Annotated in this window: 25 protein-coding genes; 11 read left to right on the forward strand and 14 right to left on the reverse strand. The window is 65.0% G+C overall.

Annotated features, from left to right (window positions below; genetic code table 11):
* Positions 1-361 precede the first annotated feature (361 nt).
* The gene (locus tag BLT08_RS18395) at positions 362-844 is read left to right on the forward strand and encodes a deoxyuridine 5'-triphosphate nucleotidohydrolase (protein WP_090310895.1); all 483 of its coding nucleotides are present in this window, start codon (positions 362-364) and stop codon (positions 842-844) included.
* Between the two features lie 22 nt (positions 845-866).
* On the opposite strand, the gene BLT08_RS18400 is transcribed toward BLT08_RS18395, so the two are convergent.
* Positions 867-3,071, reverse strand: a complete 2,205-nt coding sequence (locus BLT08_RS18400; protein WP_217636387.1) for a hypothetical protein — start codon at positions 3,069-3,071, stop codon at positions 867-869.
* Positions 3,072-3,258: 187 nt separating this feature from the next.
* Between BLT08_RS18400 and BLT08_RS18405 the strand changes: the two genes are divergently transcribed.
* From BLT08_RS18405 to BLT08_RS18425, 5 genes are all read left to right on the forward strand, one after another.
* Complete coding sequence (locus tag BLT08_RS18405; RefSeq protein ID WP_090310897.1) at positions 3,259-3,813, forward strand: hypothetical protein; 555 nt, start codon at positions 3,259-3,261, stop codon at positions 3,811-3,813.
* A gap of 75 nt (positions 3,814-3,888) precedes the next feature.
* Positions 3,889-4,353, forward strand: coding sequence for a CopD family protein (locus BLT08_RS18410; RefSeq protein ID WP_090310899.1), 465 nt, complete (start codon positions 3,889-3,891; stop codon positions 4,351-4,353).
* A 196-nt stretch (positions 4,354-4,549) separates the two neighbouring features.
* Positions 4,550-4,987: a hypothetical protein gene (locus BLT08_RS18415; RefSeq protein ID WP_090310901.1), complete on the forward strand. Its 438-nt coding sequence runs from the start codon at positions 4,550-4,552 to the stop codon at positions 4,985-4,987.
* A gap of 272 nt (positions 4,988-5,259) precedes the next feature.
* The gene (gene gnd / locus BLT08_RS18420) at positions 5,260-6,159 is read left to right on the forward strand and encodes a phosphogluconate dehydrogenase (NAD(+)-dependent, decarboxylating) (RefSeq protein ID WP_090310902.1); all 900 of its coding nucleotides are present in this window, start codon (positions 5,260-5,262) and stop codon (positions 6,157-6,159) included.
* A 168-nt stretch (positions 6,160-6,327) separates the two neighbouring features.
* On the forward strand, positions 6,328-6,639 hold the full coding sequence (locus BLT08_RS18425; RefSeq protein ID WP_175529378.1) for a HalOD1 output domain-containing protein: 312 nt from the start codon (positions 6,328-6,330) through the stop codon (positions 6,637-6,639).
* Positions 6,640-6,695: 56 nt separating this feature from the next.
* Here the strand turns inward: BLT08_RS18425 and BLT08_RS18430 are convergent, their stop codons facing one another.
* Positions 6,696-7,109 (reverse strand): hypothetical protein, encoded by a 414-nt coding sequence (locus BLT08_RS18430; protein WP_090310904.1) that lies wholly within the window; start codon positions 7,107-7,109, stop codon positions 6,696-6,698.
* Between the two features lie 254 nt (positions 7,110-7,363).
* Here BLT08_RS18430 and BLT08_RS18435 point away from each other — a divergent pair, with 254 nt between their 5' ends.
* Complete coding sequence (locus tag BLT08_RS18435; RefSeq protein WP_090310905.1) at positions 7,364-8,848, forward strand: HNH endonuclease; 1,485 nt, start codon at positions 7,364-7,366, stop codon at positions 8,846-8,848.
* A gap of 16 nt (positions 8,849-8,864) precedes the next feature.
* Here BLT08_RS18435 and BLT08_RS18440 read toward each other — a convergent pair whose 3' ends face one another.
* Entirely contained in the window at positions 8,865-10,112 is a 1,248-nt protein-coding gene (locus tag BLT08_RS18440; RefSeq protein ID WP_090310906.1) for a hypothetical protein, read from the reverse strand.
* A gap of 208 nt (positions 10,113-10,320) precedes the next feature.
* On the opposite strand from BLT08_RS18440, the gene BLT08_RS18445 reads away from it, so the two are divergent.
* Positions 10,321-12,003, forward strand: a complete 1,683-nt coding sequence (locus tag BLT08_RS18445; RefSeq protein WP_245724275.1) for an FAD-binding oxidoreductase — start codon at positions 10,321-10,323, stop codon at positions 12,001-12,003.
* Between the two features lie 158 nt (positions 12,004-12,161).
* Complete coding sequence (locus tag BLT08_RS18450; protein ID WP_090310908.1) at positions 12,162-12,557, forward strand: thiol-disulfide oxidoreductase DCC family protein; 396 nt, start codon at positions 12,162-12,164, stop codon at positions 12,555-12,557.
* Positions 12,558-12,792: 235 nt separating this feature from the next.
* Here BLT08_RS18450 and BLT08_RS18455 read toward each other — a convergent pair whose 3' ends face one another.
* Positions 12,793-13,584 (reverse strand): HpcH/HpaI aldolase family protein, encoded by a 792-nt coding sequence (locus BLT08_RS18455; protein WP_090310911.1) that lies wholly within the window; start codon positions 13,582-13,584, stop codon positions 12,793-12,795.
* A gap of 92 nt (positions 13,585-13,676) precedes the next feature.
* On the opposite strand from BLT08_RS18455, the gene BLT08_RS18460 reads away from it, so the two are divergent.
* On the forward strand, positions 13,677-14,198 hold the full coding sequence (locus BLT08_RS18460; protein ID WP_090310913.1) for a cupin domain-containing protein: 522 nt from the start codon (positions 13,677-13,679) through the stop codon (positions 14,196-14,198).
* A 28-nt stretch (positions 14,199-14,226) separates the two neighbouring features.
* Here BLT08_RS18460 and BLT08_RS18465 read toward each other — a convergent pair whose 3' ends face one another.
* The 4 genes from BLT08_RS18465 to BLT08_RS18480 form a co-directional block, all read right to left on the reverse strand.
* The gene (locus BLT08_RS18465) at positions 14,227-14,640 is read right to left on the reverse strand and encodes a PIN domain-containing protein (RefSeq protein WP_090310916.1); all 414 of its coding nucleotides are present in this window, start codon (positions 14,638-14,640) and stop codon (positions 14,227-14,229) included.
* A gap of 1 nt (position 14,641) precedes the next feature.
* Positions 14,642-14,902 (reverse strand): AbrB/MazE/SpoVT family DNA-binding domain-containing protein, encoded by a 261-nt coding sequence (locus BLT08_RS18470; protein WP_090310919.1) that lies wholly within the window; start codon positions 14,900-14,902, stop codon positions 14,642-14,644.
* Between the two features lie 40 nt (positions 14,903-14,942).
* Complete coding sequence (locus tag BLT08_RS18475; protein WP_090310922.1) at positions 14,943-16,157, reverse strand: MFS transporter; 1,215 nt, start codon at positions 16,155-16,157, stop codon at positions 14,943-14,945.
* Positions 16,158-16,786: 629 nt separating this feature from the next.
* The gene (locus tag BLT08_RS18480; RefSeq protein WP_090310923.1) at positions 16,787-18,085 is read right to left on the reverse strand and encodes an MBL fold metallo-hydrolase; all 1,299 of its coding nucleotides are present in this window, start codon (positions 18,083-18,085) and stop codon (positions 16,787-16,789) included.
* 227 nt (positions 18,086-18,312) lie between these two features.
* Here BLT08_RS18480 and BLT08_RS18485 point away from each other — a divergent pair, with 227 nt between their 5' ends.
* On the forward strand, positions 18,313-18,771 hold the full coding sequence (locus BLT08_RS18485) for a response regulator (RefSeq protein ID WP_090310925.1): 459 nt from the start codon (positions 18,313-18,315) through the stop codon (positions 18,769-18,771).
* A gap of 138 nt (positions 18,772-18,909) precedes the next feature.
* Here BLT08_RS18485 and BLT08_RS18490 read toward each other — a convergent pair whose 3' ends face one another.
* The 6 genes from BLT08_RS18490 to BLT08_RS18515 all read right to left on the reverse strand — a co-directional run bounded on the left by BLT08_RS18490 (position 18,910) and on the right by BLT08_RS18515 (position 23,257).
* A complete protein-coding gene (locus BLT08_RS18490) occupies positions 18,910-19,323 on the reverse strand; it encodes a hypothetical protein (RefSeq protein ID WP_090310927.1) in 414 nt (137 codons plus the stop codon).
* A 74-nt stretch (positions 19,324-19,397) separates the two neighbouring features.
* On the reverse strand, positions 19,398-19,736 hold the full coding sequence (locus BLT08_RS18495; RefSeq protein WP_090311351.1) for a hypothetical protein: 339 nt from the start codon (positions 19,734-19,736) through the stop codon (positions 19,398-19,400).
* 10 nt (positions 19,737-19,746) lie between these two features.
* On the reverse strand, positions 19,747-20,649 hold the full coding sequence (locus BLT08_RS18500) for a hypothetical protein (RefSeq protein ID WP_245724276.1): 903 nt from the start codon (positions 20,647-20,649) through the stop codon (positions 19,747-19,749).
* Between the two features lies 1 nt (position 20,650).
* The gene (locus BLT08_RS18505; RefSeq protein WP_090310931.1) at positions 20,651-22,129 is read right to left on the reverse strand and encodes an MATE family efflux transporter; all 1,479 of its coding nucleotides are present in this window, start codon (positions 22,127-22,129) and stop codon (positions 20,651-20,653) included.
* Positions 22,126-22,863 carry a TetR/AcrR family transcriptional regulator gene (locus BLT08_RS18510; RefSeq protein ID WP_090310933.1) on the reverse strand — a complete coding sequence of 246 codons (738 nt, stop codon included), beginning with the start codon at positions 22,861-22,863 and terminating at the stop codon, positions 22,126-22,128. The genes BLT08_RS18505 and BLT08_RS18510 overlap by 4 nt, the downstream gene beginning before the upstream one ends.
* Before the next feature lie 109 nt (positions 22,864-22,972).
* Positions 22,973-23,257, reverse strand: a complete 285-nt coding sequence (locus BLT08_RS18515) for a WNWW family protein (RefSeq protein WP_090310935.1) — start codon at positions 23,255-23,257, stop codon at positions 22,973-22,975.
* Positions 23,258-23,367 lie beyond the last annotated feature (110 nt).

Raw genomic sequence — 23,367 nt, forward strand, 5'->3', positions numbered from 1 at the left:
CACCCAGAACTCGGCTTTCCGTCGTGATAAATCCAGCGTGTTTTGGCGAGGCGTCGTCCGTTTTCGGGCCAGGAAACAGCTACTCTTCGAGTAAATGTTACCACGCGAGTGGACGTTCGTCCGGGGGATTCCGATTCGACGATACTAACGTTCCAATACCGACGATTTTCTCCGTCTCTTGGATGTCACGCGTTCGAGTCGGCGTTCGATCGAGTCGCTCGTACTCGTGTTCGATCGATTCGCTCGAGTCCCGACAGCCGACACGAGTACAGTCCCACGCTCGGTTGCACAGCCCGCCTGTGTATCCGCCCCCTGCTCCCGAACGGATACGCTTTTCTCGGTTCCGTGGCGTTGTCAGCACATGTTCCGCTCCGGTGCATTCGTCGCCGACCATATCTCGCCGACGTCCGACGATCAGATCCAGCCCAACGGCGTCGACCTGACGCTCGACGTCGTCTTCGAACAGCTCGAACCGGGTCGCATCGGCCGGGACGGGAAAGAGGTCGGCGACCGCATCGCCCGTCCGCTCGAGGAACTCGAGAAGAAAGATCCCGACACCTACTATCTCCCGGAAGGAGCCTACGTCGCCCGCTACGGCGAGCGAATCGCGATCCCCGAGGGCCACATCGGCTTCGTCTACCCCCGCTCGTCGCTGATGCGTAACTCGTGCATGCTGAACACGGCCGTCTGGGACGCCGGCTACGAGGGCCGCGGCGAGGGCCTGTTGCAGGTCCACCACGACGTCGAGATCGAGCGCGGCGCACGGATCGCCCAGCTCGTCTTCGCCGAAGCGAACCACGAGGACGTCTACGACGGCAGCTATCAGCGCGAGAACCTCGAGTAGTCGATCACCGACGGTTTTGTTTTTACGCGTCTGGGTCGAACGCCGCCTGGACGGTCTCGTAGCCGCGTTTCAGCCGCTCCGTGTACGCCGGTTCGGTCCATGTCGGCGGCTCGTACGCGCCCGAACGGAGCCGGTCGCCCTCGAGTCCCGGAACGGCGTGGGTGAGGTTCGTTTCGCCGTCGATCGACGTCGCAGTCCCGTCCTCGCGCGGCCGGTAGGTCGTCGCGGCGACCGAAATCTCTCGAAACGACGCGTCGGTCTCGAGCGATTCCGCCCAGACGTCGCCGAGTCGCCGCCGCTGGCTCGGATCAGAGACGTTGAGCAGGAGCCAGGGAAGTCGAAGCTCGATCGCGTTCGTCGACGGCGAGACGTGAACGTCGGTGAGCGAGTCGGAGTCAGGAGCGTCGGGGTTGCCGTTTCCGAACCGGAGGCGGCCGGTTTCGACGGCGTCGAAGGGGACTTCCTTCCCGGTCGGCGGAACCGTGTACCCGCGGTTGAGAACCATCCGAATCGGCGTGAACCGACCGCTATCGTGCTCGCGGTAGGCGTCCACGTCGAGTCCCGCTTCTTCCCCATAGCGGGCCGCGAACGCGTCGTAGTACGCGTCGACGGTTACCCGGGAGTCGTCCGGGCCAGCCAACCGGACGAGGAAGTCCATCGGCGCCGTGCGGGCCGCGGTTCCGTGGGGGAGCGTCGTATTTCCGCGGCCAGTGAGCCCGAGGGCGACGAGGACGGTCGTTTCCTCCCAGTCGATAGCCGACCCGAGGTCGGCGAACTCGAGTCGGATGGAGAGATATGCCTCGTCGCTCGTGACCCGGACCGCAGTGAGTTCGCGGGACGCGTCCGCGCCGTCGTCGAGTCGCCGCGGCGAGTCGGCGGGAGTGAGCGTCGTCGCGTCCACCCAGTCGTCGCTCGAGCCGTCGAGGGAGACGGCAGTCGCCGGATCGAACGCCAGGAGACCGAACCGCTGCTCGGGCGTCTGGACGTTCGACCAGAACGGCCGCCGGTCGGGATCGGAGAACTGCTGGAGGTTCCAGGTCCGTTTGAACCACTCGTCTTGCCAGGTAAAGACGAGCGCGCCAGCCGCGCCGACCGCTCGAATATCTTCGTACATGTCGGCGACGATTCGGCCCTGTTCCCGTTCGGTGTGGGCACCCTGATCGCGCCCGTGAACGTCTCGGTGAGCGATCCCTCGAGAGGCGGGCACGCCGAACTCGGCGACCACTAGCGGATGCTCGGTCGTCTCGACGAGGTCGTCGAGGTAACCAGCGTAGCTGTTCGGATCGCCGCGGTGATCGACGTAGTCGACGTACTTCGGGGTCTCGTTCAACAGGTCGGGATAGTAGGGGTAGACGTGGTAGGCCGCGAACGTTCCCGCCTCGAAGTCGGACGTCGGGACCAGCGCGTCGGGATCGATCGTGACCGCGTCTTCCATCGGGAACGGCTCGTAGGGGTGCTCGAGCGGATCGGTCGTCACCCAGTTGGTGAACGTAACCGGCCGCTGGACCCCGTACTCCGCGGTTTCGTAGGCGACGGTGGCATCCAATCCACCGGCGAGCCAGCGCTCGAACGGCCGTTCGGTCGTCGACCGGAGGTACGTCCCCTCGTACTTGCCGGGTTCGTTTCGGTCGTTCGTCTCGAGGACGACCGCAGGCGGCCACTCGATACCGGCGATGTAGCCCAGCACGTAGTTGCTGACGTCGGTATCGAACGTTCCGTGAGCCAGCCCCGGCCGGTCGGGGAGCGTCGCCGCGCCGTGAACGACGTCGACGACCGTTCGAAGGCCGTCCGCGAGTTCGTCCGAGAGCCGGAACGCGTCGCCGGCGTCGTGGAGTCGCTGTTCGCCGATCCAGTTTCCGTGAAGCAGATAGAGGGGATCGTCCGCGCGGCGGTTGTACGCGGCAAGGGCCTCGTAGAACGCCGGCGGATGGATGGTGTAGACTCGAATCGCGGTCGCGTTCAGTTCGCCGATAGCCTCGAGCCAGCGATCGTACTCCTCGCGGGTAATAGCGGCTTCGCCGGGGAATCGGCCCGGTTTGCCCATGCCGAGGTTGACGCCGCGGACGTCGAGGGGTTCGAACCCATCGCCCGTGTCGAACTCGAACCCGTCGTCGCCGATTCGAAATCGGCGGTCGACGGATCGCCCCATCCTCCGCAACCGTCCACAGCCTGCAATCGAGACGGCACCGCCTATCCCTGCCAATCCGAGCAGGCTCCGTCGTCGCATACTGGGTACGGCGACCGAAAACGCATAAGCCTACTGTCCTGTCGACTCGAGAAACGGGACTCACAGGGTCGGCAACGGGATACGTTCTGGAAGTCAGACGAAGGCGACAGAACCAGATTCCGTGACGAACGCCATCGCGCTTCGCATACGTTTTGACCCCTGGGGCCGTCGGTCCGGACGAACCGCGATGATGGCGACTACCCACGTGTTTACCGGGCTCGCCGTCGTCGCTCCCGTCGCCGCGTTGGCTCCCGAGTTCGCGGTACCGCTGGCCGTGGGGGCGATTCTCGGCGGACTCGCGCCCGATTTCGACCTCGTCTTCGCCCACCGGCGAACGCTGCACTTTCCCGTCGCCGGCGTCGCACTCGCCGTTCCGGCCGTCGCGTTCGCAGTCGCGTTTCCCTCGAGTGTTGCGGTCGCCCTCGCGACGTTCGCCGTCGCCGCCTGGCTCCACGCCGCCAGCGACGCGCTCGGCGGCGGGCCGGAGATGGATCCGTGGAACGACCGGAGCGAACGCGCCGTCTACGACCACGTTCGGAGCCGCTGGATCCGGCCGCGGCGTTGGATTCGCTACGACGGCGCGCCGGAAGACGCCGCCCTCGCCGTCGCGCTCGCCGTCCCCGCGCTGATCGTCTTCGACGGCTGGATCAGCGCAGTCGTGGTCGGCGGCATTGCCGTCTCGCTGGCCTACGCGTTGCTCCGGCGGCGGCTGGTCGCGTGGGTGCCCGACTGGCTCGAGTGACGGCGTACGGAGCCGCTGACACGACGGGAGCCGCGAGTCGGAACGCTGATACTGCCGCTTACCAAGCAACTCCGTATGGTTGATACGTTCCTCGCCCAAGCGTCCCATCTCGTCTTCGCCGCGCTCTGGGCCGGCAGCGTCTGTTTCGTCGCGTTGGTCGTCCTTCCGCTCGCTCGAGACGGCGCCTTCAATACGACGAAACCACTCGAGGTCATCTCGGGCAAACTGACGACCATTACGCGGGTGAGCGCGCTCGTCTTGCTCCTCTCGGGCGGCCACCTCGCCGGAACGCGGTACACGTCCGAGAGCCTCTTCGAGACGACGAACGGCCAACTCGTCCTCCTCATGGTCGTCCTCTGGGCCGTCCTCGCCGCGCTCGTCGAGATCGGCGCGAAGCGACTCGAGGCGGGACTCAACGGGAAGAAGCTGCGCGAGCCAGCGAGCAAGGCGCTCCCGATGTACCGCGCGGCGGCGGTCGTCTCCATCGCGTTGCTCGTCGTCGGGGGCATGATTTCGACGAACGTCGTCCGACTGCTCTGACGACCTGGGGCCCGCTCGCGGCGGCAGCGGGCCGCGTGAGCGTTCGACGAGTAATAGACACTCTCGGTCGACATACGTCCGCGAACGCGTCGAATACCGTCGTGAAACTGGCGACAGAATGGTTTTTCGGCCGGAAACGTCTTAGGAACAAATATTCTTGCGAAAGATACTTAGTTGGTTACTGTAACGTACTCCCATGATGATCAGGGGCAAAGAACTGGCGCTGTCGGTGCTCGCGGTCGGAACCGCTGCAGTCGCCGGATACGTGCTACACGCGGGCCAGCGGACCGACCGCCCGTCGCGATCGAAAGCCGACCTCGGCGCACGAGTCATCGGCCACGAGGAGGTCCCTCGCGGGGCCACCGTCGTCGATATCAGTTCCCAACGGCTGGGCGACATCCCCGGCGCGCGCCGCGCTATCGACCGCGCGGTTCGCAACGACGCACGGGAGGAGTGGGAACACCTCACGATCGATCACGAGGGCGCCTGGTCCGTCGTCGACGCCGTTCGCGGCTCGCTGCCGTATCACGACGGAAACGGCTGCGAGTACAACGGCGTCTACGTCCGGTACGACGACCGCATCGTCGTCCTCGACGCGATCGGCTGGGCGCGTCTCGAGGAGCCGCTCCACTAGCCGTCCTAGCGTCCGATCGAACGGTTTTCTCGCTTACCCGTCGCCGAATCGTTGGTTTTTGAGCCGTTCCGAACCTGCACAGTGGGCACTGCTCGACCGGCACGTGTGGGTCGAGCGGATAGCTAGCGCGTGCCGACCGACCGGACAGCCAGCGCGTGCTGACCGGATGGATCACCCACGCGCCACTCGAGCGGAGGGTCGGCCGAACTCGAGCATCGAGTGGCGTAGCACGAATCACAACCACTACCTCACACCCCCGCCGAGTGAACCCCATGCAACTGGGCGTAATCGGACTCGGACGTATGGGACAGATCGTCGTCGATCGCACGCTCGAGGCGGGCCACGACGTCGTCGCCTTCGACCTCGAGCCGGAAGCCGTCGCGACGGCTGCGGACGCGGGTGCCGAGCCGGCCGACTCGGTGGCGGATCTCGTCGACCGGCTCGGCGCGGACAAGCGCATCTGGCTGATGGTCCCCGCGGGCGGGGCCGTCGACGCGACGCTCGAGGAACTCGAGGACCATCTCGACTCGGACGACGTCGTGGTGGACGGCGGCAACTCCTACTTCGAGGACTCCGTTCGGCGAGCCGAGAGCTGTCCCGCGGCCTACCTCGATTGCGGGACCTCCGGCGGTCCCGCGGGCGCACACCTCGGCTTCTCGCTGATGGTCGGCGGCCCCGAGTGGGCCTACGACGAACTGACGCCCGTCTTCGACGCCGTCGCGACGGGGCCCGACGGCCACGAGCGCATGGGACCCGCGGGTTCGGGTCACTACGTGAAGATGGTCCACAACGGCGTCGAGTACGCGCTGATGCAGACCTACGGCGAGGGCTTCGAGCTGCTCCACGAGGGGCGATACGATCTCGATCTGGAGAACGTGGCGTCGGTCTGGAACAACGGCGCGGTGATCCGCTCGTGGCTGCTCGAACTCTGCGAGGAGGCGTTCCGCGAGGAGGGCTCCGATCTGGGCGACGTCGCGGACCGAATCGAGGGCGGCTCGACGGGGACGTGGACCGTCCAGGAGGGACTCGAGCAGGAGGTGCCCCTCCCACTGATCTACACCGCGCTGTCCGAACGGTTCGGCTCGCGGGCCGACGACGGCCGCTTCTCGCGGCGGCTGGCGAACCGACTCCGATACGGCTTCGGTCGACACGAAGTGCAGCGACGGGAGTAGCGGCGTCCCGATCCCGAAACCGGGCGTAGAAGGTACTGACACGCGACAAAACCGACCGGATCGACACCGATCGCGACATTACACGGGGTCGAACTGTGATTTTGCCTGTCCGACCCGGGTCGAAATATTGGGTCATTTTCTTTACTCCCGGTCTCGACAGCATGAGTTATGAACGCTCACAACTCGACGACGGTGTCAGCTGACGACGACCAGCAGCCGAGTATGGCCGTCGTCGACCTCGTCAGTGAGGTAACCGGCACCGACGCACTCGAGCTCGATCCCCTCTATAACGCCATCGATCCCGACGTTCTCGACACGCTCTGTACGTCCAGTTCTGGCTTCACGAGCCTCGAATTTCAGTACGCGAGTCACACCGTCGTCGTCGAACAGGTCGAGGAGGGGTTAGATATCTCGCTCGAGCCGGTGACGATCGGCGCGGCGGGGTCGTCGGGTGTTGCGGATAGCGGACCATCGGTATAGGCTGAACTTTCACCACGTCACAAACGAACGGTCGCGACTGCAGCCGGGTTCCGCCCTTAGTTGCAGACTTCTTCCTCGTATTCGCGCTCGAGCGTGAGCACGATATCCCACTGACCCGACGTCATCAGTGCCTCGTTCTCGAGCGTGATGTAGTAACGGTCGTCGGCATCGATACTGAGCGTCCGCCGAATGTTGCTGCTGGGACCGATATCAGCGATCATGGTTCCGGACGAATCCTCCACCTCGAGTGCGGGCCGTGCACCGTCGATTTCGGTAACGTCGATGGTCAGTTGGTCCCCACGCTCCAGGTCGGGATTCCACGTGAGCGTCCCGCCGGCGTTGATAGACTGTATCTCGTCGTACAGCGTGTCTGTTCTGGTCTCGGTAACGGTTCTGCAATCCGAATCGCTGTCGGACGACGCCGTCGCTGTCGTCTCACCGTTCCCTTCGTCTGCACAGCCAGCGACCACACCGACTCCGCCAGCACAACAGGCCCCAATGACAGTACGTCGTGTAACCATACGTCCTACTGGTACGACATCGTGAAAAGACACTCGTTTATAGTTATCATTAATGGTATTATTCCCTATCGAGAGTAGACACAGCTACTACGTCGAATCTCGTCGATCGTCTCACGTTTCGGACCGAAACGCGGTTCGAGCCGCTCACTGCCACTCAATTTATACTGTTCGTTTCACAATAGTATCGATGGTACCACTTACAGATGGGGGAGGAGAAACTCACAATCGCAGTTCGATTCTTCGGCGGCGCAGGAAACTATGCGGACGTCCTCGAACGGTGTTTCACGTACATTCTCACCGATACCCCGGACGAGGCTGCGCTCTTCGAGTGGGTGAGATCGAACACGCGAGCGACGAGCGACGACGGCATCCGCGATCGACTCCGCTTTCTCGAGGCGATCGGACTGCTCGTCCTCGAGGAAGACAAAGTGGAATTGACCGAACGCGGAATTCAGTGGCGGGCCGGTACTGAGCCGAAGGTGCTGTTCGAGGCGCTCACGGAGAACGTCCGTGGCTTCGAAACGGCGCTCGAGACGTTGCTCGACGGCCCGAAAACGGACGAGGAGTTAGGTGAGGCGATCGCAGCCGCCCATCCAGAAATCGGCTGGAACGACCCCTCGGGACCCGCCCAGCACCGCGGCTGGCTGCAGAGTCTTGACTACGTCGAGCGCTCGGATGGGATGAACTCGCTGACGGAGACCGGACACGACTTGGCTCGACAACTCGCGTCCGATGGCCCGACGCTCGAGCGCGGCGAGTACTATTCGCAGACGGAGCTCGAATCGGCGTTCGACACGAGTTTCGGGTCGTACATCAAGGGAATCAGTCCGCGAACGGACGATGACGGCGCGCTATCGTACATCATCGTGAAAGCGAGAGAGGACGGCCCGTACGGCGACGACCTCGAGGGTGAGCGGTTCACCTATATCGGCGAGGGCGTCCCCTCGAAGGGCGATCAGTCGCCGACCGGGGCGAACAAGGCGCTGCTCGGACAGGCCGACGGATCGACCGTGCCGATATATTTCTTCTACCAGCCGGCGGACAGCAGCGAGCTTCGGTACGAGGGGCTGGTCGCTGTCGTCGACGCCCGATACGTGTTCGACGACGACCAAGACCGAATGGTCTACCAGTTCACGATGGAGCGGCTGGAACTCGACCATCCGGCGGAGTTCGAGACGCTCGCAGCGTCGGTGACCGACGGCGGTGCTGCGAGTGGGATGGAGACAATGGGCGGTAAAGACTCGGAACCGGCGCTGACCGACGACGATGCCGAGTTCACCGAGACCCAACGACGGGTGCGCTCGAGTGCGTTCGCGAGCCGAGTCAAATCAGCCTACGACTCCCGCTGTGCGATCTGTGGAACGTCTCGAGAGTCACCCGCGGGAACCGTCGACATCGAGGCAGCACACATCTATCCGAAACGGGACGACGGCCGCGATGTCGTACAGAACGGGCTCGCACTCTGTCGACTGCACCACTGGGCCTTCGACGCCGGCTGGCTCGCCGTATCGGACGAGTATCGAATTCTCGTGGCGGATCGACCGGACCTCGAGGGCTACGAGGAGTTTTCGCGACTCGAGGGGGAGACCATCACGGTGCCGACTAGTGAGGAAGAACGACCGCACGCGAAATTCCTGGCGGCACACCGCGAGCGGTACGGGTTCGAATCGATCGAAGAACCCTCATAAGCAGCGGGTGCTCGAATCAAACCGGCTCTCGAAGCGCCCAGACGTCTTCCGTCGGCTCGAGTCGATTCGGCTCCCGTCCGCGCTCGGTCAGAATCCCGGCGTGGTAGAGCATCGCCTTCAGCTGAAACACGGTCGGTGAGTGGTAGACGTGTCCGTCCGCGAGCGCCTCGCGTCGCAGGTCCCCGTCTTCGGTCAACACCCGCCGTCGAACGTTGTCGTCACCGCGAACGAACAGCTCCACCGTAAAGGTCGGGTGGACCGCGTGCAGGTGCTCGACGAGATCCACGAGCGACGGTTCCGGCTGCCAGTCGTCGTGCATGACCTGCAACTCCGTGACGAGTAGCTCCGTCGCGGGGTACTCGAACACCACTCGCCGAGCCAGCTGGCCCCACTCGGGTGCGAGATCGACGAACCGTGTTCGCGATCGATACCAGTCCGCGAACTCCTCGAGCGCGCTCTCGACGGAGCCACAGCGGGCGTTCGCGAACCGGACGACCTCCTGGCCCAGCGACGTGAGTTCGATTCCGCGCGGCTCGTCCTCGACCAAACCAAGAAACGCGGCTCCCTGTCTGGCGCTCTCGACGGCGCTGACGACCGTGTACTCCGAGAGCAACGCGTCCGTGTCGCCGTCCGCGTAGTGGGCCAGCGGATAGCCGAGGTAGTTCTTCGGGTGGTTCAGCCCGAAGGATTTGTCCGCGACGCCCTGTGCGCCGGCCTGAAACCGCAGCGCAGTCGCCTCGCTCGAGGTCCGATTGCCGACGACTCGCGGGACCTCGAGCGCGTCGACGCTTCCCGTCGCATCGACGCCCAGCACGCCCACGTTCAGCTCCCGCGCGAGCGTCCGATCGGTCTCCGTGATCGCGGCCGCGGGCGCGGCGAGGTACGCCGCGTTGGCCTCGTGCAGCCGATCGTAAGCCTGGACGATTCCGAGCTGGGTATCGACGCCGCTACTCGTCTCCCCCTTCGCTTCGATGGCGATCAGCGGCGGCTCGTCGCCCACCCGTTCGACGGCGAGGAGGTCCGACTCGAGGGCGCGGACGCCGACGAGATCCGGATAGCCGCCGCCGATTCGGACGTGGTTGAACGGCGCGAGACACTCCCGAACGGCCGGCGTAACGGGCTGGCCGGGGAGCCACTCGTCTTTCGAGAACTGCGTGTCCGCCACCACGTAGGACGGCCCGTCGTCTTCCGCGGCCGGAAAGAGCCGCCGCTTCGTGTGGGCCAGCACCTGCGGTTCCGAAAGCGGCCGCGCCGCGCTACTCATGGGTCTCGATTAGTCACGGACACCAATAATGTTCTGGCGAGTCGACGGTGCCGTCGAACCCGAACCGAACGCCTGCGGGCTCGAGGGGGAGGGGATGAAGTGACACGCAGTGAGACCGCCCACCGCCGGGAGCGGCCCGCCGAACGCGGCACAATAGTTAATTCAACGTGCGTAGACGTGCTCCCATGTCGTATGATGTCATGCCACAGTGCACGAACGGACGCGCCACCGATTCCTCGAGCGGGGGCCACCCGTGAGTTCGACGCCGCGAGGCCGCTGGGGATGGGGCTTCGAGAACGAACTGATCGACGAGGACGGCCTTCGGGATCGGAAGGCGTTCCTCGAGTCCGTTCTCGACTTCCCGGAGCGGCCCGTTCTCGAGCCGACGCCGATAGCCGAGGCGACGATCCCCGAGCCGGAGATCGAACCGCCCGCCCACCTCGAGGACGTCTGCTCGATGGATCCGGCTGCCCGAGCCAGACGAACGTACGGCATGGCCCCGCCGGAGAACGTTCGGGCGTTCCACGGCGACTTCTCGCCCGCGCCGGACGTCCTCGCCCGGCCGCGGACTGAGACGGACGTCGAGGCGGTCCTCGAGTGGGCCACCGACCGGCGAATCGCCGTAACGCCGATCACCGGCGGGACGGGCGTCGCGGGCGGCACGGGGCCGCCGGCGGGAGACGTTCGATCGAACTACGCGGGCACGCTGGCGCTCGACCTCCGAGAGCTAAACGACGTCCTCGAGGTCGACGAGACCTCCCGGACCGCGCTGATCGAAGGCGGGACTATGGGCCCAGATATCAACGACCAACTCGAGGCCCACGGACTCCACCTCCGGCACTATCCCCAATCCTACGAGCTCTCGGGACTCGGCGGCTGGATCGCGACGCGATCCGGCGGCCACTACGCGACCAGGTACACCCACATCGACGAACTCGTCGAGAGCGTCCGGATGATCTGTCCGGCGGGTACGTTCGAAACCCAGCGGCTCCCGGCCCACGGCGCCGGACCGGACGCGAACCGGCTCGTCTGCGGCTCCGAGGGCAGCCTCGGGGTGATCACGCGAGCGTGGATGCGGGTCGAACCGCGACCGGAGTACCGTTCGGAGGCCGCGGTCTACTTCGACGGGATCTTCGAGGCCGCGGAAGCGATCCGGCGGATCGTCCAGGCGAAGCTCTACCCCGCGAACTGTCGCCTCCACGATCGCGTGGAGACGACGATGTACGGCCTCGAGGACGTCGATCGCGACATGGTCGTCCTCGGGTTCGAGTCCACCAACGGACCGACGGAGGGAGCGATCGAGCGCGCCCTCGAGATCTGCGAGGAAGAAGGCGGCGACTGCCCGGACGGACCGGATCACCACGGGGAGGGCTACGGCAGCAACCGCTCGCCCGACAGCGACGTGGTCCGGTGGGGACGAGCCTTCCAGATGGGTGGTGCGGGCAACGCGGCGATTCCGCTCTGCGTCGTCCGCGGCACCGTCGAGACCGCGGTGACCTGGGATCGGTTCCCCGCGTTCCACGAGGCGATGCTCGCCGCGTTCGACGAGGTACTCGAGGCGGAGTGCGGGATGGGACACGTCTCGACCCGCTTCTCGCACGTCTATCCGGACGGGCCGGCCGTCTACTACACCTTCCAGGCACCCGGCGACGCCGACCCTGATCGTCGGATCGAACAGTGGCAGCGAATCAAACGCGCCGGGCTCGACACCGTCATGGAGTACGACCTGTCCCCGACGCACCACCACGCAGTCGGGCGAAATCACAGGGAGTGGTACGCCGAACAGATCCCCGAGAACTACGGCGAGTCGCTGCGCGCCGTGAAGGGCGTCCTCGACCCCGCGGGCGTGATGAATCCGGGCGTGCTCGTCGATGTACCCGAAAAGGGGTAATCGACGACCGTCGCGCTACGCGGTCGATCGTCCCCTTTGAGTCCACCTCCCGACTCGAGAATCCGCCGTTCGAGACGACGTCTCCGGCGCTCGAGCGCTCTCATCACGAGACGCGAAACCGGGCCAAACGTTACTGTCTCGAAGACGTACGTCGACCCATGATCGAGCCGACCCTCGTCTACGACGACGACTGCGGCTTCTGTACGTGGTGGGCCGACTACTTCGACGACCGGACCGAAATCAGGATCGTCGGCTTCAGCGATCTGCCGGACCACCCCGACCTGCAAGAGCGACTGCCGGAACAGTACGAGGAGTGCTCGCACTTCCTGACCGAAGACGCCCGCTACTCCTGTGGCGCGTCGATCGAGGAGGCGCTGCGCCGGTACGACGATGGCGGCCCCGTCGGCAACGCGATCGGTTTCCTCCGAAATTTCGAGGACTACGGCCAGATTCGCGAGTGGGGCTACCGACAGGTGGCGGACAACCGCGACAAGTGGGGACAGGTGATGTCGAAGACGCCGCCGGCGCGCCAGAAAGCCGACGGCGATCGCTGAGATTGAGTCGGTCAGTACCGACGCTCCTCGGAGCGCCGACTCGCCAGCGACTACAGCCCCGGTCCGCGATCGTCTACAGCCCCGGTCCGCGATCGCCTACAGCCCCGGTCCGCGATCGACTACAGCCCCGGTCCGCGATCGACTACAGCCCCGGTCCGGACATCCGTCGCTCCTCGAGCCACCCGCTCACGTGACGCGAATGAGCGACTCGCGTAACACGAACACCGCACGCACGTTACTCGAGTCCCTCGTACTCGGCGAACCACGAACGCACCACGCCCTGTAGGGCCCCCGTCGTGGTCCCCAGGTTCAGGAGCTGATACCCCGACCGCGCCTTCTCGTTGACGTCGTCCATCCCGAAGCCGAGCCCGCCGAGGGGGACGTCGGCCTCGAGCGCCGCCTCTCGAATCTCCTCAATCTGTTCCTCGACCGCCTCGTGGGTCGGCTCCCCGGGATGACCCAGCGACACCGCGAGATCGAGCGGGCCGGCGAAGACGAACCCGAGTTCCGGAACCGCCAGAATCTCCTCGATGTTCGCCACCGCGGTCGGGTTCTCGATCGTCACGCCGACGACGATCTCGTCGTCTTCGGTGCCGGCGTAGTCGTCGGTCGTCCCCCACCGACTCGCGCGGGGGCTCGCGAACCCCCGCTTGCCGGGGTCGCCGTCGTACTCGAACCGAGACGCTTCCACCGCTTGCCGGACCTCCGCGGCCGTCTCGATCCGCGAGACGAACAGGGTCCGAACGCCGGCGTCCAGCGCCTTCCGAATCATCCCCGGATCGGGTTCGGGTAGTCGAACGAGCAGTTCCGTGCCCGTCACGTTCGCCGCGCGGAGCAGGTCCTCGAGTCGGTCGCCGTCGAACGGGCTCGGCCCCGCGTGCTCGAGGTCGATCCAGACGAAGTCGAGACCGAGTTCGCCGTAGAACTCGACGAGGGTAGGGCTGTACGTGTTCTCGAGGATGCCGAGCGCGACGGCGTCGTCCTCGAGCGTCCGTCGGAGCAGGTTGGTGCGTGGTGACGTCGCCATAGCACAGTGACACCTGCAGGAGTGATAACGCTTCGCAGACTAGAGCATCGCTTCGAGGAAGCATCTTTGTGCCGACACGTCGAACGGCACCCATGAACCGCGTCGCGATCGGCGACCTCGAGCCGAAACCGTACGACGACGAGTTACACGGGGATCGACGCCCCCTGACCGAACCCCTGGGAACCGACCACGTCGCGATCACGCGCTACGTCCTCGAGCCCGGCGAGCGGTTCAGCGGCTCCGTCCACGCCCACTTCGATCAGGAGGAGGTGTTCGTCGTCCTCGAGGGCGAGGCGACGTTCGAAGTCATTCCGAACACTGGAGATAGAGGCATCGAACCCACCGATATCACCGTCGCCGAAAACGAGGTGATCCGCTTTGCGCCAGGCGAGTTCCAGTCCGGTCGAAACGACGGCGAGGATCGGGTCGTCGCGCTGGCGCTCGGTGCGCCGCGCGACACCGAGGATATTCGCATCGCTCGGATTCCCGTGCTCGAGGACAGGGACGTGAGCTGTCCGGACTGTGAGGCAGATCACATGCGCATCTCGAGCGACGAGGACGCCGATTTCGAGTGTCCGGACTGCGAGGCGACGCTGTCGCTCGAGGAAGCGTAGCGTTGGCGCCGCAACGCGACCGATCGCGTCACTTCCAGATCGTCTCGACTCCAGCGTCCTGAATGGTTCTGTCGGACGTGATCACGGCGTCGGTTTCTCGAGCGGAATGACTCGCGACGACCAGTGCGTCGTGAATACTGAACGCATCGACGACTGACGCATATTCCACGAGTTCATCATCGTCGATTGGAGCAAGAGCTATCGGACCGTTCGCGACGAGCGCCTGCCGAGCGTCCTCGGGCGTCCCGGTCAACTGTACTCCACGAACGTCTTTGTCTCGGGAAACTGCATACAACACTTCGGCGAGCGCCGTACTCGGCGCTTGAATGACGGCTTCGCCAGCCTCTGCCTGTGCGAACACGCTATCAGCGCGCTCCGGAAGTCCGTCGACCAGATACACGAGCAGCGCGACCGCATCGGCCGTGTACGTCGGCGTCGCCACGTCAAGCTTCCTCGTAATTTCGATCGCGCCGGTCGCGAACGCGCTGTGTGAGTTCCTCACCAATCGCTTCGCGCTTCTCCTTCGGCGTCTCGTCCGGGACGAGCAGGCCTCGGGCATCGGTTCGCGTACGCTTTTTTACGACGATCCCGTCGTCGGTATCCACCCAGACGACCTCGTCACCGGGGTCGAGGTCGTATTTTTCACGAAGTTCCTTCGGGATGGTCGCCTGTCCTTTTTCCGTCACTCGCGTACTCTTGCTCATATCGGGTAATACGTCCCGTAATACCAAAGTGTTGTGGACGTCATTCAGCCCGTCGTTGCAGCCCCCCTCCGGCGAGAACAACGACCAGCGCGCCGCCCGCAAGCATCGCCAGCCCGGGGACGAACGACCCCGTCGCATCGTGGAAGACGCCGATGAGCATCGGGCCGAAGAAGCCGCCGATCTCGCCGACGGCGAAGATGAAGCCCACCGCGGTGCCCGTGAGTCGCGCGCCGATTCCCTCGAGATCCGGCGGGATCGCCCGGACGAGCGGCGAGACGCCGCCGACTCCCAGCCCCGTGACGACGATGCCGACGACGACCAGCGCTCCAGTGTCGCCGACGATCACCCCCAGGAGACCGAGGAAGGCAACAGTGCCACAGCCCATCAGCGCAGGTCGTCGTGCCTCGAATCGGTCCGCCAGTTCGGGAACCGTGAGGACGCCGACGACGTAGGCGCCGATCAGCAGGCTCGTCGCCTGCCCGGCCAACCCGGGTGAGAGCCCGCGGGACTCGAGCACCGTCGGCAGCCACCCCTGCAGCCCGTGATTGAGCAGCAGGTACATCGTCCCGACGACGACGACCAACTGGAGTTCGCGATGCGAGAGCACCAGTCGGAGGTCGGCGACGACCGACTCGAGCGAGAAGGAGTCATCGTCGGCCATCCGGGCGTCGATCCGCGCTCGGCGGGCGACGAGCAGCCAGCCCAGTCCGTAGGCGACGGAGACGACGCCGCTCCAGAAAAACAGCGCTCGCCAGCCGCCGAGCCACGGGCCCAGCACCGGCCGGCCGACCGCGAACACGAGCGCCGACCCCGCCGACGCGCCGACGAGGTAGATCGCGGACGGGCGACCGGTCTTCGCCGGCGGAAAGAGCACGCCGACCAGTTTCGGGAGCCCGAAGGTGATCGCCGTCGCGCCGACGCCGAGCAGCAGCGTCGCGGCCAGCAACGACGGAAACCCGGGGGCGACGCTGCGACCGACCTGGGCGAGTCCGTAGATCACCACGCCGACCGCGAGGCTCCGTCCGGGGCCGATTCGGTCCACCGCGATCCCGGAAAAGAGCGCGAGCGGGATGTAGGTCAACGGCACCGCGCCGGCGAGCATCCCGGCCTGCGTACTCGAGAGCCCCAAATCGTCGATGATCACCGGCAGATACGCCGGCAGCGAGAACCAGACGAACATCAGGCAGGTGTAGCTCAGCGCCGCGACGGCGACGAGCCCGTACTCCTGACGGTACTCGGCACTCGAGCGACTCATTCAGGCGAATCGAGTGCGAGGACGTTCGAGTAGTTTGCCGTCCCGGTCGATACGACCGGGTTTGATGCGACTCCGTTCACGCGCTGGGCGAACTAATCACCGAAGCATCTACAAGTTGGAATAACTATTATTTTAGTGAGTTTTCTTTCTCCGACTATATTTAGAATGGTAGAAATATCAATAGAGAGATAACGCATACGGAATCGCTGTAACGGCAAATATAACATAGATAGTACGGATGATCCCAGCCACATATGTACGCTCTCTTGGAAGAACCTCTGGAACCGCCATCAGGAAAAAGAGGATTCCCGTAACCGGTAACACGAACAGTTCACGGCCAGAAAATAGAAAAAGACCAAAAAACATGAGTCCGAAAAGAACCCAAAGGGCTCCGATTCGATATCCATCTGGTTCTCGAAAGACCCGCCCTTGAAGGCCCCCGTTCATGTTACCCGATACCTATTAAAAACTAATAATGCTTTGGGTACTAATTGACGTTGGAAATCCGCCCCCTAAATTGTAATTTCCTATACATAGAGCGCCTGTACTAATTGCGGAAGGGGCGAATTAACATATCCTGAATATGTCGACAGCAGCCGCGTTCTCGAGCACAGAATCCGACCGACTCGTCACACCGTCACGGTCTCGCCGAGTTCGGGTGCGCTCGAGTCGAACCCCTCCCCCCGCAGTTCCTCGGCGAACGCCTCGCACCGATCACCGTGATTGACCAGCACCGGACTCTCGCGGTACGATTCCAGAAACTCGAGCACCCCGTCTCGATCCGCGTGCGCCGAAAAGTCGTACTGCTCGACCTGCGCGCTGACGGGCATCACGCGGCCGTCGATCTCGGCGCGGCCGGTCTCGAGGAGGTCGCGGCCCGGGGTCCCCTCTACCTGATACCCCGTCATCGTGATCTTGTTCGTCGGGTTCCCGCGAATTTCGGGGATGTAGGTCATCGCCGGGCCGCCCGAGAGCATCCCGCTGGTAGTGATGATCGCCGCCGTCTGGTCGACGATCCGCTTGCGCTGTCCGTCGCGGCCGGTCACGAACCGGGCGTGTGAGATTGCCCGTTTGAACGCGTCGGAATCGCGGACGAACTCGGGGTGCTGTCGGAGCATCTCCGTGACTTCCGTCCCCATGCCGTCGACGTAGCACGGGATGTCGTGGGCCGCACAGACGAGCATCAGCTCCTGCGTGCGGCCGATCGCGAACGCGGGGACGACGACCGTGCCACCCTCCCAGAGCGTCGTCTCGACGCTCTCGACGAACTGCTCCTCCACGACGGCCCGGTCATCGTGTTCGACATCGGAGTACGTGCTCTCACAGAGGACGACGTCCGCCCCGGGGCGCGCGCTCGAGCCCGCGACCAGTCGCTGGCCGCTGACGGCTTCGCCGGAGTCGTCCCCCCGATTCGAGGCGACGTTACCGTTCGTGCCTGACGGCTCGTCGATGTGGAAATCACCCGTGTAGAGGAGTCGGGTCTCCCCGTCGTCGACGAGGACGTGTGCACTACCCGGAATGTGGCCGGCGTTGTAGAAGGTGACCTCGTGGCCGGCCGCCTCGAACGTCTCGCGGTAGCCGTGGGTCTCCGAAACTTGCGTGACGCGTCGGAGGTCGGTTTCCGTGAACGGGCAGTGGAACGATCCCCCGTGGAGTTTGAGCGTGTCTCGAGCGAGCGTCATCGTCAGCTCGTACGTCGGCGGCGTCCAGTGGATCGACGGCCGGGCGTCGCCCGAAAGCAGCGCCGGCACCGTGCCGACGTGGTCGAGGTGACCGTGGGAGACGACGACCGCCTCGGGGGTCGGCGTCTCGACCGGAAACTGCGGCGGATTGGCCGTCAGCATCCCGAAATCGAGGAGGAGGGCGTCGTTCACGAGGATCGCACTGCGGCCCACCTCGCGAGCGCCGCCGAGAAAACGGAGTTCCATTGGGAGAACTCAGTGCTCGAGCCGTTTTCCTCCATCGGTTCCCGGTGCTCGGTCGTGGCGGCTCCGCCACCGGCAGTGACAGGCTGCTTTCGAGTGTACGTGCACTATTGCAGGTCTCGAAACGTGCTGTGGAGAAGCCTCCTGTCGTGAGTTCAGCCCGTTTGTATCGCAGATCGAGCGGTTTGACAACCGGGATACTTAAACTCTCCACCAACATACATTGGCCAATGGATTCTCAACCCTCCGCTCCCGGTCAGGAGGTGGAGATTCTCCTGGTAGAAGATAATCCAGGAGACGCTCGGCTCGTAACAGAGCTGTTCTCGGATGCACACATCGTGAACACGCTTCACGTCGCCACCGACCACCGGGAGGCACTCGATTTCGTCAATCAGCGCGGCGAGTTTACGGACGTTCCGCGACCGGACATCGTCCTGCTGGATTGGCATCTTCCGCGAGCGACTGGCGACGAAGTCCTCCGAGCGATGAAAGAGGATTCAGCACTGAGTCAGATTCCCGTCATCGTGTTAACGGGCTCTGACGTCGGCGAAGAGCTCATCCAGACGTCCGAGTTCGAAGCCAACGCCTATCTCACGAAGCCGGTCGATCCTGACGATTTTATCTCGCTCGTGCGCTCGTTCGAGTTCTTTTGGCTCAGCGTTATCCGTTCACCGCCGCCCGAATTGTAGCACTCGGACGTTTTCACGCCGCTCGTGACTGCGGTGACCGACCGCTCTACAGGCGGCACAGGCCGAGGTAAGTCACGAGTGTGCTGTTCGAAACGCTCCGTTTCGACAGTGCGTTTCGTTGCAGACGACTGCTGACCGTTAGCGATCCCGGAGTCGCGTTCGATCGGTCGACCCGCGAGCGCTCGAGCCATCGTGACTGAGATCGTCCTCGAGCAGTCGGTCCAGTTCGCGCTCGAACTCGTCCTCGCTGAGTGTCCCGTCGACGTACTGGGAGCGAATTCGGTCCGCCGGCGCCTCGGTCTTGGCCGACTGCTCCGGACGCTCACTGCTGTACGCCGCATCGACGGTCGCCCCGTCGTCGCGGAACAGCGAGGCGAGACCGACGACCGCCAGCACGACGACGGCCAGAATCGCGAGCGTCACGACGGCGGCGACGACGGTCGCGACGATCGAGAGGACGATACCGACGACGGCCGCGATCACGCTGAGCACGACGAACGCGAGGAGGAGGGCTCCGGCCCCCTTGAGCAGGAGTGTCCCGAGACGAGCCATACCTGTCGTTCGTCTCACACGGCAAAAAAGGTGTAGCAATCGGCCGGCTACCGGACCGGCCCTCGAGGCCCGCCTCAGGAGCCGTTCGATGCCGGCGGCGGCGTCGTCTTCGCGGCCGTCCGTCTCGTGAGTCCGATGAGGTAGACGTCGAGTAGGCAGATCACCAACACGGCGAGCGGAACCGCGACGTCGACGTAGGCGACCGACTCGAACTGCAGCGCCGTCACGACGAACGGCTCGCCGAAGTCGAGCGCACCCGACAGCGTCCGGGCGGAGAGGAAGGCGAGCGCGAGCGCGTAGCACGCGAACCAGATCGCTCCGCGTTTCCACTGGCCGAGATAGCAGTGGCCGAGCCCCGCGACGAACGCCGACAGCGGGTAGGCAGGCCAGATCGGTCTCGAGAGCCCACTCATCGGTCGGACCTCACTCCCGGTGGAACGGAACGCGCGTCGCACGCTCGAGTCGACCGAGCGGTGACGAGACGTCGGTACCAGCGGCGTCGTCGGCGAGCGCCTCGAGTGCCGTCCGCGCTCGCTCGAGCGAGCGCTCGACGGTCGGGGTCGCGTACGCGAGTTCCTCGTCGGTCACGACCGCGTGCTGGCACGTCGGGTCGAAGAGTACGCGAGCGGCGCTCGCCCGGGGATCGTCGTCGTCGGACGTGGCCGACGACTGGGACGCGAGTGCGGTCATCATCGCGTGACTATAGCGGCGCAGCGCCGTCCGTGTTTCGGCCGAGGCGCCGACGACCGTCGCACCGATCGCACCCGCCGTTTCGGCGAGCGTCGCTGGCGCCTCGAATCGGCCGTCGCTGGCCCCGTTCGCATCGGCGCGCTCGTCCGCGTCGGCGCGGGCCAGACACTGCCGGGTGAGCGTCGTCGAACCCCCGAGCAGAAGGCGGTACAGCTCGAGGCGCCGTCGGTCGGGAACCGGCGTCTCGGCGACCGTCGCGTACGCGCTGGCGTGAAGAAAGTCGCTCGCGAGGATGGCGTCGTCGCGGTCGACCGTCGGTGCGCCCCAGTCCGCCAGCGCCTCGGCGGCGTCCACCAGCGTCAGTCGGAGTCGGACGTAGCCCTCGAGGAGCGTGACCGTCGTGACGACCGGCTCGAGAACGTCCGCGAACGCTGTCGCGTTCGCCGAATCGGTCCCGTTTGCGGTCTCGAAACCGACTTCGGCCGCCACGGTACACAGCGCGGCGGGGAGCGATCGGTCACGCGGGGTGACGGTGTCGGTGGCGAGCGTACGAATCCGCGGCGCCAGTTCGCCGCCCGGGCTGTTTGGGGTCGAACGAGCGATACGTCGGCTGGGGTGGAAATCGTGTTCGGTCACGTCAATCACCGGGTGTGGGCGTCGGCGACTCGTCGGTCACGACGTCGTCGGTCCAGGTTCCACGGAGGAACCAGGCCGCGGTGGTGATCGTCGACAGTACGTACGAGATGGCGACGGCGTACCAGACGCCAACAACGCCCATGTCGAGAACGATAAGCGCAACGGCTGCGATCGGGATGCGCCAGAGCCACAGCTCCTGTACGGAGAGCACCATCGCGGCTCGGGTGGAGCCGCTGCCGCGGAGCCCGCCCAGCAGTATCTGAAAGATGCCGAGGAAGAGGTAGGAGGGGCCGGCGATGATGACGTACGCTGCGGCGTACTCGATCACCTGATCGGCGCCCTCGGTCCCCGCCTCGATGAAGATCGAGACAATCGGCTCGGCGAACTGGTAGGCGACCGCGATGACGACCGCGAACACCGAGACGACGACGATCGAACTGAGCGTGACCGCCTGCTTGGCGCGGTCGACCTGCTGGGCGCCGAGGTTCTGGCCGACGACCGTCTCGGTCCCGCGGGCGAGCCCCAGCGCGGGCATGAACAGCAACGAGGAGAGGCGCGTGATGATCCCGTAGGCTGCAACGGCTTCGGTGCCCGCGAGCGCGATGATCGCCGTCAGGACGGTGATCCCGAACGCGCGAAAGCCCTGCTCGGTCGCGATCGGCGCGCCGATGTCGAGGATCTGCCGGACCGTCTCACCGTCGAGCCAGAGATCCGAGAACGAGGGCTGAAGCCCGACGCGGCCCGTGAACAGCAACGTGAGACCGATTGCGGCCGCGATGCCGCGGGAGAAGATCGTCGCGACTGCGGCGCCGTCGACGCCCCAGCCGTCGAAACCGGTAGCGGCGTAGAGCGTGGACTCGAGACTCGTCGCCCCGACCCAGGCGAACAGCGGGTTCCCGTCGAAGCCGAGAATCAGGAACGGGTCGATGAGCACGTTGAGCGTAACGCTGATGGCCATCAGATAGAGCGGCGTTCTGGTGTCGCCCCAGCCGCGAGAGAGCGCGTCGAAGATGAAAAACCAGAACATGAACACGATGCCGACGAACATGATCCGAGTGTAGCTGACGGCGTAGGCGTAGGCGTCGCCGCCGGGTGCGGCGCCGACCATCTGCATGAGCCACGGCGTCAGCACGTAGCCGACGGCCGCGAACGCCAGGGCGACGACCGTCACGAACGAGAGCGTCTGGCCGGCGAGATGACTCGCCGCGCCGATCTTCCCTGCGCCCTTGTTCTGGGCGATGAGGACCGTCCCGGCGACGGTGAGGCCGCCGCCGACGCTGATCATCAGGAAGACGACCGCCCAGGAGTACGAGAGCGCGGCGATGGCGTCCCCGCCGAGGCGACCGACCCAGTAGGTGTCCGCCAGATTGTAGCCGACGTTGAGGATCTGCGAGGCGACGATCGGCGCCGACAGCACCATGAGCGGCTTGAACAGTTCGCCGTCGGTGACATCCACCGATCGGTCCGTCGCTTCGCTCATTCCGTGGGATCACCCTCCGCGTTCGACGCTGTGTTTTCGGTATCGCTCTCCGCGTCCGTGGTTTCGTCATCGTCCGCTGCGTTCGTGGTCCCGTCGCTGTCCGCTGTGTCTGTGGTCCCGTCGTCGTCCACGAGCCGATCGTCGCGCGGGAACTCGAAACTCGCCTCGTCGGGAAACTCGACGTCCGCTGCGAGAACGTCCGCGAGAACGCGATCGACGGTCTCCGCTCTGACCGTCTCGAGGTACTCGTCGCGCCCGAGCGTGAACTGGCGGATCCGCGCGCCGTCGAACGAGGCGAGAAGGAGTGCCGAAACGGACTCCGGATCGTGCGCTCGAAAGACGCCCGCGTCGATCCCGTCCCGGAGGATATCCTCGACGACCGTTCGGAGGATATCGTCGCTCTCGCGGAGCTTCTCTCGGTAGACGTCGTTGTACGGCGCCTGCGCTCGGAGTTCGAGGAAGGCCGTGTGAAACGCCAGCTCGTCGTCGTCGGGATCGGCGAGGAACCAGTCGACGAACGCCGCGAGTCGCTCGAGGGGCGGCTGCTCGCGGGTTCGTTCGACCCGTGCGTCGAACCCCTCGATCAGGTACTCGATAAAGTCCGCGACGAGCGCCTCGCGCGAGTCGTAGTGGTAGAAGAGCGCGGATTTGCTGCGGTCGGTTCGGTCGGCGATCGACTGGGCGGTGAGATCACTGTAGCCCTCCTCACAGAGTGCTTCGTATGTCGCCACCATGATCGCGTCCCGCGTGTCGTCTGTACTCACTGACTAACCAGTCAGTCAGGAGCGGGAAAAGATGTTTCGGTTCGAAGGAGATGGCACTCGAAACAGCACGATCGAACCCTCACTCCTGGTTCTGATATCGACGGATTCCGAACTGTCCGTAGCCGCCGAAGGCGATCTCGAGCGAGCCGATCCACCAGTTCCACCGGTCCGTCGGGGGACCGTCGGGCGCGTCCGAAAGCTCCTCGATGACGACGTCGTTCGTCAGCGTCGCCCCGACGTCGGCCTGGTACTGGCCGGAGTCCGCGAGATCGACGGCCTGCCGCACGACGACGCGGGACTGGCCCATCGTCCCGCCGAACTCGTCGCGCAGGCGTATCTCGAGTTTTCCGGGGTCGATAAACACGGACGAACGTACGGCTTCGACCCACTTGACTGTTCGAGCGCCGGAACCACCGTGACTCTCGAGTGGCGTCGAGGAACACCGATTCCGGTGGCCGGGAGGACACAGAGCGG

This window comes from Natronorubrum texcoconense (assembly GCF_900100335.1).
GTDB classification, from domain to species: Archaea; Halobacteriota; Halobacteria; order Halobacteriales; family Natrialbaceae; genus Natronorubrum; species Natronorubrum texcoconense.

Excerpts from the sequence above, each read along its gene's own strand:
- BLT08_RS18435 (WP_090310905.1), top strand. The coding sequence starts at position 7,364 with ATGGGGGAGGAGAAACTCACAATCGCAGTTCGATTCTTCGGCGGCGCA.
- BLT08_RS18460 (WP_090310913.1), top strand. The coding sequence starts at position 13,677 with ATGAACCGCGTCGCGATCGGCGACCTCGAGCCGAAACCGTACGACGAC.
- BLT08_RS18470 (WP_090310919.1), bottom strand. The coding sequence starts at position 14,902 with ATGAGCAAGAGTACGCGAGTGACGGAAAAAGGACAGGCGACCATCCCG.
- BLT08_RS18485 (WP_090310925.1), top strand. The coding sequence starts at position 18,313 with ATGGATTCTCAACCCTCCGCTCCCGGTCAGGAGGTGGAGATTCTCCTG.
- BLT08_RS18395 (WP_090310895.1), top strand. The coding sequence starts at position 362 with ATGTTCCGCTCCGGTGCATTCGTCGCCGACCATATCTCGCCGACGTCC.
- BLT08_RS18510 (WP_090310933.1), bottom strand. The coding sequence starts at position 22,863 with ATGGTGGCGACATACGAAGCACTCTGTGAGGAGGGCTACAGTGATCTC.
- BLT08_RS18455 (WP_090310911.1), bottom strand. The coding sequence starts at position 13,584 with ATGGCGACGTCACCACGCACCAACCTGCTCCGACGGACGCTCGAGGAC.
- BLT08_RS18415 (WP_090310901.1), top strand. The coding sequence starts at position 4,550 with ATGATGATCAGGGGCAAAGAACTGGCGCTGTCGGTGCTCGCGGTCGGA.
- BLT08_RS18490 (WP_090310927.1), bottom strand. The coding sequence starts at position 19,323 with ATGGCTCGTCTCGGGACACTCCTGCTCAAGGGGGCCGGAGCCCTCCTC.
- BLT08_RS18410 (WP_090310899.1), top strand. The coding sequence starts at position 3,889 with ATGGTTGATACGTTCCTCGCCCAAGCGTCCCATCTCGTCTTCGCCGCG.
- BLT08_RS18405 (WP_090310897.1), top strand. The coding sequence starts at position 3,259 with ATGATGGCGACTACCCACGTGTTTACCGGGCTCGCCGTCGTCGCTCCC.
- BLT08_RS18450 (WP_090310908.1), top strand. The coding sequence starts at position 12,162 with ATGATCGAGCCGACCCTCGTCTACGACGACGACTGCGGCTTCTGTACG.
- BLT08_RS18425 (WP_175529378.1), top strand. The coding sequence starts at position 6,328 with ATGAACGCTCACAACTCGACGACGGTGTCAGCTGACGACGACCAGCAG.
- BLT08_RS18480 (WP_090310923.1), bottom strand. The coding sequence starts at position 18,085 with ATGGAACTCCGTTTTCTCGGCGGCGCTCGCGAGGTGGGCCGCAGTGCG.
- BLT08_RS18495 (WP_090311351.1), bottom strand. The coding sequence starts at position 19,736 with ATGAGTGGGCTCTCGAGACCGATCTGGCCTGCCTACCCGCTGTCGGCG.
- gnd (WP_090310902.1), top strand. The coding sequence starts at position 5,260 with ATGCAACTGGGCGTAATCGGACTCGGACGTATGGGACAGATCGTCGTC.
- BLT08_RS18440 (WP_090310906.1), bottom strand. The coding sequence starts at position 10,112 with ATGAGTAGCGCGGCGCGGCCGCTTTCGGAACCGCAGGTGCTGGCCCAC.
- BLT08_RS18475 (WP_090310922.1), bottom strand. The coding sequence starts at position 16,157 with ATGAGTCGCTCGAGTGCCGAGTACCGTCAGGAGTACGGGCTCGTCGCC.
- BLT08_RS18505 (WP_090310931.1), bottom strand. The coding sequence starts at position 22,129 with ATGAGCGAAGCGACGGACCGATCGGTGGATGTCACCGACGGCGAACTG.
- BLT08_RS18400 (WP_217636387.1), bottom strand. The coding sequence starts at position 3,071 with ATGCGACGACGGAGCCTGCTCGGATTGGCAGGGATAGGCGGTGCCGTC.